Origin of the sequence: Vibrio navarrensis, from assembly GCF_015767675.1 — a bacterium.
In the GTDB taxonomy this organism is placed as follows: Bacteria; Pseudomonadota; Gammaproteobacteria; order Enterobacterales; family Vibrionaceae; genus Vibrio.
In genome coordinates this window covers 3,008,211-3,019,804 of the sequence record NZ_CP065217.1, presented here as the reverse complement: position 1 = coordinate 3,019,804, position 11,594 = coordinate 3,008,211, and the positions used below count along the sequence as shown (strand labels likewise).

At 47.6% G+C, this 11,594-nt stretch carries 9 protein-coding genes, 10 tRNA genes and 1 rRNA gene; 5 read left to right on the top strand and 15 right to left on the bottom strand.

Going from position 1 to position 11,594, the window contains the following annotated elements; translation table 11 throughout:
* Positions 1-23: 23 nt before the first annotated feature.
* Both rrf and I3X05_RS14245 read left to right on the top strand, forming a co-directional pair.
* Positions 24-139 (top strand): 5S ribosomal RNA (gene rrf / locus I3X05_RS14250).
* Positions 140-214: 75 nt separating this feature from the next.
* Positions 215-291: transfer RNA gene (locus I3X05_RS14245), tRNA-Asp, on the top strand.
* A gap of 82 nt (positions 292-373) precedes the next feature.
* Here I3X05_RS14245 and I3X05_RS14240 read toward each other — a convergent pair.
* Both I3X05_RS14240 and I3X05_RS14235 read right to left on the bottom strand, forming a co-directional pair.
* Positions 374-1,410 (bottom strand): IS630 family transposase gene (locus tag I3X05_RS14240; protein WP_337970815.1). Its coding sequence is split into 2 segments (ribosomal slippage): positions 374-949 and positions 952-1,410, totalling 1,035 coding nucleotides; the frame shifts between segments, so codons are not numbered across the junction.
* A gap of 112 nt (positions 1,411-1,522) precedes the next feature.
* Positions 1,523-2,011 (bottom strand): IS630 family transposase, encoded by a 489-nt coding sequence (locus I3X05_RS14235; protein WP_337970814.1) that lies wholly within the window; start codon positions 2,009-2,011, stop codon positions 1,523-1,525.
* Positions 2,012-2,267: 256 nt separating this feature from the next.
* Here I3X05_RS14235 and I3X05_RS14230 point away from each other — a divergent pair, with 256 nt between their 5' ends.
* The gene (locus tag I3X05_RS14230) at positions 2,268-3,698 is read left to right on the top strand and encodes an NAD-dependent succinate-semialdehyde dehydrogenase (RefSeq protein ID WP_045572495.1); all 1,431 of its coding nucleotides are present in this window, start codon (positions 2,268-2,270) and stop codon (positions 3,696-3,698) included.
* Between the two features lie 146 nt (positions 3,699-3,844).
* Here I3X05_RS14230 and I3X05_RS14225 read toward each other — a convergent pair.
* The 13 genes from I3X05_RS14225 to mutY all read right to left on the bottom strand — a co-directional run bounded on the left by I3X05_RS14225 (position 3,845) and on the right by mutY (position 9,636).
* Positions 3,845-3,920, bottom strand: a tRNA-Asn gene (locus I3X05_RS14225).
* Positions 3,921-3,935: 15 nt separating this feature from the next.
* Positions 3,936-4,011: transfer RNA gene (locus I3X05_RS14220), tRNA-Thr, on the bottom strand.
* Positions 4,012-4,044: 33 nt separating this feature from the next.
* Positions 4,045-4,120, bottom strand: a tRNA-Asn gene (locus tag I3X05_RS14215).
* A 132-nt stretch (positions 4,121-4,252) separates the two neighbouring features.
* Positions 4,253-4,328, bottom strand: a tRNA-Phe gene (locus I3X05_RS14210).
* Between the two features lie 7 nt (positions 4,329-4,335).
* Positions 4,336-4,411, bottom strand: a tRNA-Thr gene (locus I3X05_RS14205).
* Between the two features lie 53 nt (positions 4,412-4,464).
* Positions 4,465-4,540 (bottom strand) — tRNA-Phe (locus I3X05_RS14200).
* Between the two features lie 232 nt (positions 4,541-4,772).
* Positions 4,773-6,398, bottom strand: coding sequence for a methyl-accepting chemotaxis protein (locus I3X05_RS14195; protein WP_045572496.1), 1,626 nt, complete (start codon positions 6,396-6,398; stop codon positions 4,773-4,775).
* A gap of 258 nt (positions 6,399-6,656) precedes the next feature.
* Positions 6,657-6,732: transfer RNA gene (locus I3X05_RS14190), tRNA-Asn, on the bottom strand.
* A gap of 37 nt (positions 6,733-6,769) precedes the next feature.
* Positions 6,770-6,845 (bottom strand) — tRNA-Thr (locus I3X05_RS14185).
* A 53-nt stretch (positions 6,846-6,898) separates the two neighbouring features.
* Positions 6,899-6,974: transfer RNA gene (locus I3X05_RS14180), tRNA-Phe, on the bottom strand.
* A gap of 108 nt (positions 6,975-7,082) precedes the next feature.
* Positions 7,083-8,213: a membrane-bound lytic murein transglycosylase MltC gene (mltC, locus tag I3X05_RS14175; RefSeq protein ID WP_337970813.1), complete on the bottom strand. Its 1,131-nt coding sequence runs from the start codon at positions 8,211-8,213 to the stop codon at positions 7,083-7,085.
* Positions 8,214-8,289: 76 nt separating this feature from the next.
* Positions 8,290-8,562, bottom strand: coding sequence for an oxidative damage protection protein (locus I3X05_RS14170; protein ID WP_039430535.1), 273 nt, complete (start codon positions 8,560-8,562; stop codon positions 8,290-8,292).
* Between the two features lie 21 nt (positions 8,563-8,583).
* Entirely contained in the window at positions 8,584-9,636 is a 1,053-nt protein-coding gene (gene mutY / locus I3X05_RS14165; protein WP_045572498.1) for an A/G-specific adenine glycosylase, read from the bottom strand.
* A gap of 165 nt (positions 9,637-9,801) precedes the next feature.
* Here mutY and trmB point away from each other — a divergent pair, with 165 nt between their 5' ends.
* Positions 9,802-10,521, top strand: a complete 720-nt coding sequence (gene trmB / locus I3X05_RS14160; RefSeq protein WP_045572499.1) for a tRNA (guanosine(46)-N7)-methyltransferase TrmB — start codon at positions 9,802-9,804, stop codon at positions 10,519-10,521.
* 111 nt (positions 10,522-10,632) lie between these two features.
* The gene (glsB, locus tag I3X05_RS14155) at positions 10,633-11,553 is read left to right on the top strand and encodes a glutaminase B (RefSeq protein WP_045572500.1); all 921 of its coding nucleotides are present in this window, start codon (positions 10,633-10,635) and stop codon (positions 11,551-11,553) included.
* Positions 11,554-11,594: the final 41 nt, after the last annotated feature.

Sequence of the window (11,594 nt, the reverse complement as noted above, 5' to 3'; positions counted from 1 at the left end):
TAGAAATAGAGAGAAAGAATTTGCTTGGCGACCATAGCGTTTTGGATCCACCTGACTCCATCCCGAACTCAGAAGTGAAACGAAACAGCGTCGATGGTAGTGTGGGGTTTCCCCATGTGAGAGTAGAACATCGCCAGGCTTTAACTTGTTGTCTTTAGATTTTTAAGAAAAATCTGAAGACAAAAAAAGTAGACGAAACGTCTAACCAGACAGCGGAGCGGTAGTTCAGTCGGTTAGAATACCGGCCTGTCACGCCGGGGGTCGCGGGTTCGAGTCCCGTCCGCTCCGCCACTTATTAAGAAGCCTCGCTGGAAACAGCGGGGCTTTTGTCATTTTTAGGTTTTATTGAGGATACTCATACCAATCTGGAAAATTAACTGGTCAGATTAATCCACTCTCTTGTACACATCTTGCTAACTCTATCTGTACTGTCCAAGAATCGATTCCAAGCCTTGCACACTTTCTCCACGATATCCTCATAATCGGTAAAACTCTGATTGGCAAGATGGTGTTGTCTGAGCCAGCTCCACACTTGTTCTATCGGGTTTAGCTCTGGTGAATAGGGCGGGAGCTTGATGATACTGACATTGCTAAACGGTTCTGCAATGTCATTGGTATGCCAACTCGCCCCATCCATAATGATGACGGCATGACGCCCTTTTTCAGTGATTGCCGATATTTGCTTTAAATGCTCGATCATGATCTCTTTATTAACCCAAGGAACGACCATCGCTTCGCCAATTCCTCTCGCGGGACAGACAGAACCAAACAGATACGCATATTCAAATTGTTGTTGCTTCACGGCTCGGGGGCGTGTTCCTTTCTCTGCCCATAACCGTGTTGTCGTGTTTTGTTGCCCAAATCTGGCTTCATCTTGAAACCAGACATCAACATGCTCTAGAGCGATATGTCCTGGGATCTTCAGGATCGTTTCAATTTTGAATTTTTTTTAAAATCGTCTTGGACTTCTTGAGATTGCTTGGGGTGTTTTGAGCGGGAAGTTATCCATGACAAGCCCATGTGGTCGAGCAGGTAATAGATAGAGTCAGGGTGGTAGTGCTGGCCAAATTCTTTCACGATATAAGCGTGGATGTCGGCCCCAGTCAGTCGTCCGCCTTGTGTATCATTGGCTTTATCTTTTATGTATTGGCTCAACTGCTCTCTTTGCTCAAAAGTTAAGAAGGGGGGTCGTCCCGTTCTTGGCTTTTCCTTCAGCCCTTCTAATCCTTCTTCAAGAAAAGTGTGAACCCACTTATTAACACTGGTTCGGCTCACCATAAGAAACTTGGCGATTTGGGTGCGAGAGTGTCCCTCTTTGAAATGAGCGAGGGCCAGCAATCTCATTTTCATCTGAATAGATTTCTGCTGGCTTGCGAGCTTTTTAAAGTCGATATTATTGAGACTGTCCATAGCGAATAAGTTTTATCGTTGAATGGCCTCAATTAGATCACATTTTTACTTATATTGGTATCATCTTGAAACCAGACATCCACATGCTCTAAAGCGATATGTCCTGGGATCTTCAGGATCGTTTCAATTTTGAATTTTTTTTAAAATCGTCTTGGACTTCTTGAGATTGCTTGGGGTGTTTTGAGCGGGAAGTTATCCATGACAAGCCCATGTGGTCGAGCAGGTAATAGATAGAGTCAGGGTGGTAGTGCTGGCCAAATTCTTTCACGATATAAGCGTGGATGTCGGCCCCAGTCAGTCGTCCGCCTTGTGTATCATTGGCTTTATCTTTTATGTATTGGCTCAACTGCTCTCTTTGCTCAGAAGTTAAGAAGGGGGGTCGTCCCGTTCTTGGCTTTTCCTTCAGCCCTTCTAATCCTTCTTCAAGAAAAGTGTGAACCCACTTATTAACACTGGTTCGGCTCACCATAAGAAACTTGGCGATTTGGGTGCGAGAGTGTCCCTCTTTGAAATGAGCGAGGGCCAGCAATCTCATTTTCATCTGAATAGATTTCTGCTGGCTTGCGAGCTTTTTAAAGTCGATATTATTGAGACTGTCCATAGCGAATAAGTTTTATCGTTGAATGACATCAATTAGATCATATTTTTACTTAGATTGGTATAATCGATTCCATGCGCAACACACCTTCGCGTTTGCAACAATATCATTATCATTCGTAAAACTTTGGTTCGCTGAATAGCGTTGTCGTAGCCAACTCAATATTTGTTTTGCAGGTCATCCACTATGCAACCTTTGTTTGCTTTACAGTGCGTGCTAGTCGCATTACCCTGCGCATGGAATAGCTAGGAGAGACAATATGCTGCAACTAAATGATCCGATACTCGATGCGTTACTGACAGAACTTTCCGTCTCTGATGGCCTGCATGTTATCAATCCGGCAACGCAAGAAACGTTGATCTCACTTGAGCCGAGTTCATTGAAAAGCGTGGATAGGCAGATTGAAGCATGCGGCGAGGCTCAAAAAGCGTGGGCTGCTAGGAGTGTGAAAGAACGTGCCCTGCTGTTGATGCGTTGGTTTGAGTTACTTATCCAACATCAGATGGCACTGGCCACCTTAATGACGCTTGAGCAAGGGAAGCCTCTTAGCGAAAGTCTTGCTGAAGTTGCCTACGGAGCTTCGTTTGTGGAGTGGTTTGCTGAAGAGGCAAAACGCGCGTATGGCGAGGTTATTCCGGCAAACAAGGTGTATCAGCGCATTACGACCATTCGCCAACCTGTCGGGGTTTGTGCGGCAATAACACCATGGAATTTTCCATTAGCGATGATCACGCGAAAAGCGGCTCCCGCTTTAGCGGCTGGATGTGGCATGGTGGTCAAGCCTTCAGAGCTGACACCGCTGACCGCCCTTGCTGTTGTGCATCTTGCGCATCTGGCGGGTATCCCCGAACACTTACTTTCAGTCATAGTGAGTGCTCAGTCCTGCGAAGTCGGTGAAATGCTCACGGGGGACAAGCGAATTAAAAAACTCTCATTTACCGGTTCTACTCGAGTTGGAAAAATATTAATGCAGCAGAGCGCATCCACTGTAAAAGCGGTGTCGATGGAGCTGGGCGGCAATGCTCCTTTTATTGTGTTTGATGATGCGGATCTCGACCAAGCCGTTGACGGCTTGATGGCGTCGAAGTTTCGCAATACCGGACAAACTTGTGTGTGCACTAATCGTTTGTATCTGCATCGCAATATTAAGGACGCTTTTCTTGCCGAGCTCATACCACGAGTAGAACAGCTTAAAGCCGGGAATGGATTGGAAGAGGGTAACTCATTGGGGCCGCTGATCTCGATTGCGGCGAAACATAGGCTGGAAGCACTTGTTGAAGAGGCTTTGGCTGAAGGGGCACAACTGCTGATGACTCCTCAATCTTTACCCGGTCATTTTATGCCTCCAATATTACTTGATTGTGTAACGCATCAAATGGACATTATTCATCAAGAGCTTTTTGGCCCGGTGTTGCCGATTATTGAGTTTGCGGATGATGATGAAGTGATCGCAATGGCAAATGATACGGAGTACGGGCTGGCTAGCTATTTCTATACCGAAAGCCTCAAGCGTGCTGTACGAGTCAGCGAGGCGCTAGAATACGGTATGGTCGGCATCAATGAAGGGATCATCTCGACGGAAGTGGCGCCCTTTGGCGGTATCAAGGAATCTGGCCTTGGTCGAGAAGGTGCGAGACAAGGTTTGGATGAGTTCCTGGAAACTAAATACATTTGCTTAGGGGGCTTGTAGAGTTCGGCTCTACTCAAGCGAGATGTTTAACAGGCTGGCGTTGGAAATACGCCAGCTTTTTATGCCAGGAAATAGGCTGCTTGGAACAAGTGACACAGAAATAAAGCGCAAAAAAAAGCCGCATCAGTGATGCGGCTTTCTGAATTTGGCTCCTCCTGCTGGGCTCGAACCAGCGACCTGCGGATTAACAGTCCGTCGCTCTACCGACTGAGCTAAGGAGGAACTATTTTAATTTGATGGTGCCGACTACCGGAATCGAACTGGTGACCTACTGATTACAAGTCAGTTGCTCTACCTACTGAGCTAAGTCGGCTTTGTTAACAAGATAAGTCTTGCTAACGAAAAGTGGCTCCTCCTGCTGGGCTCGAACCAGCGACCTGCGGATTAACAGTCCGTCGCTCTACCGACTGAGCTAAGGAGGAACTATTCTTTATTGTGTTTTAGCACAACTTTAATAAGTGGTGCCTCGAGGCGTAATAACGGGCCCGCCTAGGGCACTGGCCGATGTTTTTCAAAAAGTTATTTTAACTTCATCAAAACACAGCTATCAAAAGTGGTGCCTCGAGGCGGAATCGAACCACCGACACGAGGATTTTCAATCCTCTGCTCTACCGACTGAGCTATCGAGGCAAAAGAATGGTGCCGACTACCGGAATCGAACTGGTGACCTACTGATTACAAGTCAGTTGCTCTACCTACTGAGCTAAGTCGGCACACGATATTCTTTTTACTGTCGTTCGTACTAAGCACCAACAACTTTAATTTGTGGTGCCCGGAGGCGGAATCGAACCACCGACACGAGGATTTTCAATCCTCTGCTCTACCGACTGAGCTATCCGGGCGACGAGGTGTATTAAACGGTTTTTCGTTAGGGAGGTCAATACAAAAATGCAAAAAAAATATCGTTTGCTGTTTTTGTGTGCGTAACGGGGCGTTTTTATCCATTTGATGACAAGAGTGTACAGTCTGTAAACATTATCGCGCCTGTTTTTTACGAGATTAATTGGGTGTTTTATGGCTTAGAATACGAAAAAGCACGCGATAAAGCGTGCTTTTTGTTGAAAACGAGTTCGCTTAGTTTTTAACGGAGAACTTGTTGACCCAACTTTCCAGATCATTCGCTAATGACGCTAGACTGCGGGTGCTGTTATGGCTCTCTGTCACCACGGCCGTTAGTTGGTTGCCGCTGTCTTCAATCATATTGATTCTTTTTGCAATGTCATCGCTCACTTGGGTCTGTTCGGCCGCCGCAGTGGCGATTTGCTGGCTCATTGAGCTGATGGATTCCAGTGCAATGACGATTTGTTGCAGGGCATCGGAAGCATTTCTTGATTCAACGACGGTACTCTGGCTAGTCTCGGCACACACTTCCATGGTTTGGATTGCGTTGCGCGATCCTTGTTGCAAGTTATTAATCATCAGTTGAATTTCTTTGGTGCTTGCTTGGGTTCGACCCGCAAGATTACGAACCTCGTCAGCAACTACAGCAAAGCCACGACCCTGCTCGCCTGCACGAGCCGCTTCAATCGCCGCATTCAACGCCAATAGATTGGTCTGTTCGGCAATGTCGCCAATGACATCCAGCACTTTGACAATGTTATTGACATCTTGATCGAGATCGGCAACTGCTTGACTCGCGGTACCCAATTGATTAGCCAGCCCTTGAATATTCGCTACGGTGTTGTTGATGAGTTTTTGTGTGTGCTGACTTTGTTTATCCGCTTCATCGGTATTGCGCGCAGTATCGCTGGCCGAATCAGCCACATGGTTAGCCGATGAAGCCATTTCCGTCATAGCAGTGGCAATCATGGCAGTGGACTGCTGTTGAGAAGCAGACAGATGAGCAATGGAATCCGAGCGGGATTCTACCGATGCCAGTTCGCCACGTAGGGCATGCATTGAACCGTCTAAGTTAGTGATCATCTGCGCTAATGAACGGCTCATCTCTTGTACCGCTTGGTAGATGCTTCCCTGCGGAGCTTGAGTATCAAAACTGGTTTGAATATGGCCTTGGGCTACGGCTTGTACCGCTTTGCGCACGTCATTGGGTTCACCACCCAACAAATTGAGCATCTTTCTGATGGAGATGATAAGTCCGGTCAAGATGGCGCCCGCAATCACTAAGCACAAGAGAAGTTGCCACTGCGCGGTTGACCAGAAACGCGCGTTCACTTCGTTGAAACCGATGCCCGTGCCAACCACCCATTTCCAATGTGGTGTTCTTTCTGCTATTGACAGTTTCTCTTCAATTGAGCCATCGGCTTGTTTCTGCGTCCAAGTGTACTCGACCAGTTGCCCAGTTCGGCGCCCCAACACATCCAAGATCAACTGACCAACACTGTTGCCTTTGCCATCTTTAAAGTCATGGAAGCTGGTGCCGTGAAGCTGCGGATCAAGTGGTGTGGCGATGAATATCATCTTGTCGTCGGCGACATAAACATACTCATTATCTTTATAAATATTGTTACGCAATAGGCGAGTTGCGAGTGCTTTGGCTTCAGCCTCGGGGATTTTGCCTTCTACCGACATTTTTTCGATCTCGGTTAATATGCTGTAGGCGCTGCGAAATAATTCGGTAACTCGGGCTTTATTGTCTAAGTTACTGGCCACGCGTAGCGTCCAGAGACCCGTTGCGGTTAAAGCAAGCAGGGCGATTAAGATAATTCCCGATAACAAATAAGCTTGTGTTTTTAGTTTCATATAATGGCTCACATGATGATGGCGTCGACAAGTCAGGGCGATTGCTAGATCTATTTCACGTATTTTTCATCTTAGTGTAGTCAATTTGAAACGAACAGCAGCCTGTATAGAAAGCATGATATGGATTAAATTTTTTCTGTGAAATAAGTGCTTTTTTATGTGGTACAACACTCGTTTGAATAATGCAGAACGGGGGATATGAGAACATAGCGATACGCAGAAAAGAAAAAAGCCAAGTCAGTGACTTGGCTTTAAAAGTGGCTCCTCCTGCTGGGCTCGAACCAGCGACCTGCGGATTAACAGTCCGTCGCTCTACCGACTGAGCTAAGGAGGAACTATTCGCTATCTCTTGCTAGGCAAGATTATGTAAATGGTGCCGACTACCGGAATCGAACTGGTGACCTACTGATTACAAGTCAGTTGCTCTACCTACTGAGCTAAGTCGGCACACGATATTCTTTTTACTGTCGTTCGTAATAAGCACCAACGACTTTAATTCGTGGTGCCCGGAGGCGGAATCGAACCACCGACACGAGGATTTTCAATCCTCTGCTCTACCGACTGAGCTATCCGGGCAACGGAGCGTTATTAAACGGATTTTCTCTTCAAGCGTCAACCCCTTTTTTCAATAAATCGCTGAAAAAAATCTGAGTGATGAAACTTTACTCTTTGTCTCTAGAAAGATTAGTCCTGATTAAATTCTTTCTTAAACTGAGTCACTTTCTCTAAGTAGTGCCGGGCTTCTGCATTGGGGTGTTTTTTTGTTAAGGCCCAATACACTTGGTTAGGCTGTAGTGCATTGAGATCGCGCATGGCGCGTTTGCGATCGCTACGGTTAAAGGTGTTGAGGACGCCGCCCGTACCGCCGTTGTAGGCCGAAATCATCGAGTACTCGAGCGATGTCGGGTGGGCCACCTCTTTGAGATAACGATTTTTCAGCAGATAGAAGTAGGCAGTGCCAGTGTCGATGTTGTTTTCAGGGTTAAACAGATATTCCGGCGAAGGTTCACCAGAGCGATTTTTGACTAAATTGAACACATCGCGACCGGCGGTTTTTGGCACCACCTGCATCAGGCCATAGGCATTGGCCCAACTCACCGCATAGGGGTTGAAACTACTTTCGGTCTTAATGATGGCGTAAATCAGATCTTCATCAATGCCGTATTTCTGCGATGCTTTCCTCACGATATCAGCGTACTGGTAGCTGCGTTTCATGATGTGGTCAGCCACCATGGGAATTTCTACGTAGTAGGCTTTTTTGAAGTCTACGGTGCGGGTTTTAAGCTGGGTAGCAATCAAGTAATCGGCAAAGCGGTTGGCACGCCAAGACCATTGAATGGCTTTTTTGTCTTGATCAACCACCTGGTTGTAGAGAAACGGGCGTCCTTCTAAATGGATCTCTTTGGAGGAAAAGAGATCGACATTCGCCGGATCATCTGGGGTGAGCAAGGTGGTGATGATGGCATTTTTGAGATGTTTTTCCGGCTCAGTGGGTGAGACGGTTTCAATTAAAATGTTGCCCGTGGTGAAGTTGACGTCGGCTCGGCTGAGGTAGTTGTCGATGTATTTGACGTAGTTGCTCTTGCCCGCCATTTTGATCTCTCGGCTACCCCAACGTTTTTCGATGTTGCCTGAGAAACTATCGATCAGCGCGTCTAGCGCAGCGGTATCTTTCTCAAACTGACCGGGCAACTGCGCTAGATTATTGGCAAAGCGGTTGGTCGGTTCATAGTTCACATCGTAGATGTTCTCGATGAATTCTCGACTACAACCTGTCAGCAATAGTGCGATCAGCATGTATCCAAGTTTCTTCATGGTGGTTCCATTAAACAAAAAATGACATCAGTGCGTTGGCAATGATGTCATTGATTGAAGAGGTTGCAAACCCAGTTTATTGGCTTGGTGGAGTATAGCCTTCGATATGCACTTCTTTACCTTCAAACAGGAAGTTCACCATTTCGGTTTCGAGCAGTTTGCGATGTTCTGGGTCCATCATATTGAGCTTTTTCTCGTTGATCAGCATGGTTTGTTTATGCTGCCACTGTCCCCAAGCTTCTTTGGAAATGGTATCGAAAATACGTTTACCCAGCTCGCCCGGGTAAAGTTGAAAATCTAGGCCTTCAGCCTCTTTGTTTAGACGAGCACAAAAAACAGTGCGGCTCATAATGACTCCTTAAATAAAGCTCTAACGAAGTTCATGGGGCAGGCTTTCCAGTAGTTGTTTGACCGGAGCCGCCAGACCTATGGTTTCGGGGTGAGCTAAGTTATACCAAAGACCGTTGCCCGCTTCCATTATCACATCGGGTTGCTTTGATAAATCCAACAGAATCGGCGTGATATCGAGGTGATAGTGGCTAAAGGTATGGCGAAACGCGATCAGGGTTTGCTGGGTACGAATGTGCTCGTCACGGATACCACGTTTGGCCAACAAATCGCTTAGGTCATCCTCTGGTTGTTGCGGGAAACAAAACAGCCCGCCCCAGATTCCGCTTTGCGGTCGCTGCTCTAGCCACACTTGATTGTCGTGATGCAGCATCACAAACCAAGTCTGCTTGGTCGGTTTCTCTTTTTTCGGCTTTTTGCCGGGATAATTGAGTGGGTTGCCTTGCTTTTGGGCGACACACAAATCCGCTACCGGGCACAAGCTGCATTTGGGCTTGCTGCGCGTGCAGATCATCGCGCCCATATCCATCATCGCTTGATTGTATTTATCGACATCTTGCTGCGGTGTATGCGCTTCGGCGAGCTGCCAAAGCTGATTCTCAACCGCTTTTTGCCCAGACCAGCCTTCAACGGCAAAGGCGCGAGATAAGGTGCGTTTCACATTGCCATCAAGAATGGCATGTGGCTGTTTATAAACAGAAGAGAGCACCGCTGCTGCGGTAGAACGGCCAATGCCCGGCAGGGCGTTCATCTGTTCAATGTCGGTGGGAAACTCGCCTTGATATTGCTGCGCAACGATTTTGGCCGCTTTGTGCAGGTTACGCGCCCGCGCGTAGTAACCAAGCCCAGTCCACAGATGCAAGACTTCATCTTGCTCGGCGTTGGCCAGATCGGTCACGGTCGGGAAACGTTGCAAAAAGCGTTGATAATAAGGGATCACCGTCGCAACTTGTGTCTGTTGCAGCATGATCTCCGACAGCCAGACGCTGTAGGCAGTTTTGTTCTGTTGCCAAGGGAGATTTTTTCTTCCGTAGGCGTCGTACCATTTCAAAATGGCATTAGCAAAAGGGGTCACGACTTGCTCTGTGTTCTATTATTTGTAGGCAAAATTGCATCACAGAATAGGGTGAAAGTACAACCGACAAAGTGTGGGGATACTCGTTTTTACGGATAACACTTGCGCCAAAGAAAATTCTTTGGATAATCCCCGCTTTGATTAATCAATGTGCAGGCAGAATCCATGAGTGAAGTGACCACTAACGAATTCAATGAAGACGGTAAGTTGATCCGTAAGATACGCAGTTTTGTTCGTCGCGAAGGCCGTTTAACTAAAGGCCAAGAGAATGCGATGAAAGAGTGCTGGCCGACAATGGGCATCGACTACCAAGCACAACTTCTTGATTGGAAAGAGGTCTTTGGTAACGACAATCCAGTGGTTCTGGAAATCGGCTTCGGTATGGGTGCTTCGCTGGTCGAAATGGCGAAAAACGCGCCGGAGAAAAACTTCTTTGGTATCGAAGTGCACAGCCCAGGTGTCGGCGCGTGTCTGTCGGATGCACGCGAAGCGGGCATCACCAATTTACGCGTAATGTGCCATGATGCGGTGGAAGTGTTTGAACACATGATCCCCAATGACAGCTTGGCAACGCTGCAACTGTTTTTCCCTGATCCGTGGCATAAAAAGCGTCACCATAAGCGCCGCATCGTGCAGCTTGAGTTCGCCGAAATGGTACGCCAGAAATTGATCCCGAATGAAGGGATTTTCCATATGGCGACAGATTGGGAAAACTACGCAGAGCACATGATTGAAGTGATGAATCAAGCGCCCGGTTTTGCCAATATCGCACAGGACGGTGACTACATTCCGCGTCCAGAAGAGCGTCCTCTGACTAAGTTTGAAGCACGTGGACACCGTTTAGGTCACGGTGTGTGGGACATCAAGTACAAACGTACTAATTAGTGTTTGACTGGTTTTTGTAAAATCCGCACACTGCATAACAAAGAGCCAACATTATCGATGTTGGCTTTTTTGACCCTACAAGAAAAATAACAAGCAGTCAGGTAAAAAGTCATGAAGCCGACAAAAGCGTTGCTCGCTGAAATTATGGACGAAGTTCGCCCCTTGATTGGGCGTGGCAAGGTTGCCGATTATATTCCCGCACTGGCGAAAGTTCCGGCGGAGAAACTGGGTATGGCGGTGTACACCAATGAAGGTGAGATCATCGCGGCTGGTGATGCCGAAGAGAGCTTTTCCATTCAATCGATTTCCAAAGCGCTAAGCTTAACTCTGGCAATGTGTTTGTATCAGCCCGATGAGATTTGGCGTCGAGTGGGCAAAGAGCCTTCGGGGCAGGCGTTTAATTCGCTGATCCAGCTTGAAATGGAGCAAGGAATTCCGCGCAATCCGTTTATTAATGCTGGGGCGATTGTGGTGGCGGATTTGCTCGCCAGCCGTTTGTCCGCACCACGCCAGCGTCTGCTGGAGTTTGTTCGCCAGCTCTCGGGGGATAACCAAATCTGCTACGATAAAATCGTGGCGGCTTCCGAGATGATGCACAGTGATCGTAACGCGGCGATTGCGTATCTGATGCGCTCGTTCGGTAATTTCGACAACGACGTGATTCCTGTGTTGAACAACTATTTTCACGCCTGCGCGCTGAAGATGAGCTGTGTCGATCTGGCGAAAACCTTCAGTTATCTCGCCAACAAAGGCACTTCGGTGCACACAGGTAAGAAAGTGATTACCCCAGTGCAGACCAAGCAGCTTAACGCGCTGCTGGCGACCTGTGGGCTGTACGATGGTGCCGGAGAGTTCGCTTACCGTGTCGGTATGCCGGGTAAATCGGGGGTTGGCGGCGGGATTATTGCCGTGGTGCCGGGCGATATGACCATTGCGGTTTGGTCGCCAGAGCTTGATGCGTCGGGTAACTCGCTGGCAGGGACCAAAGCGCTTGAGCTATTTTCACAGCGTATCGGGCGCTCTATTTTTTAATACGGCTATTTTTAACGGAACTATTTTTCACGAGATGGAGG

Bases quoted from the DNA above. Each gene is read 5' to 3' on its own strand.
- I3X05_RS14235 (WP_337970814.1), bottom strand. From the start codon at position 2,011: ATGGACAGTCTCAATAATATCGACTTTAAAAAGCTCGCAAGCCAGCAG.
- I3X05_RS14230 (WP_045572495.1), top strand. From the start codon at position 2,268: ATGCTGCAACTAAATGATCCGATACTCGATGCGTTACTGACAGAACTT.
- I3X05_RS14195 (WP_045572496.1), bottom strand. From the start codon at position 6,398: ATGAAACTAAAAACACAAGCTTATTTGTTATCGGGAATTATCTTAATC.
- mltC (WP_337970813.1), bottom strand. From the start codon at position 8,213: ATGAAGAAACTTGGATACATGCTGATCGCACTATTGCTGACAGGTTGT.
- I3X05_RS14170 (WP_039430535.1), bottom strand. From the start codon at position 8,562: ATGAGCCGCACTGTTTTTTGTGCTCGTCTAAACAAAGAGGCTGAAGGC.
- trmB (WP_045572499.1), top strand. From the start codon at position 9,802: ATGAGTGAAGTGACCACTAACGAATTCAATGAAGACGGTAAGTTGATC.
- glsB (WP_045572500.1), top strand. From the start codon at position 10,633: ATGAAGCCGACAAAAGCGTTGCTCGCTGAAATTATGGACGAAGTTCGC.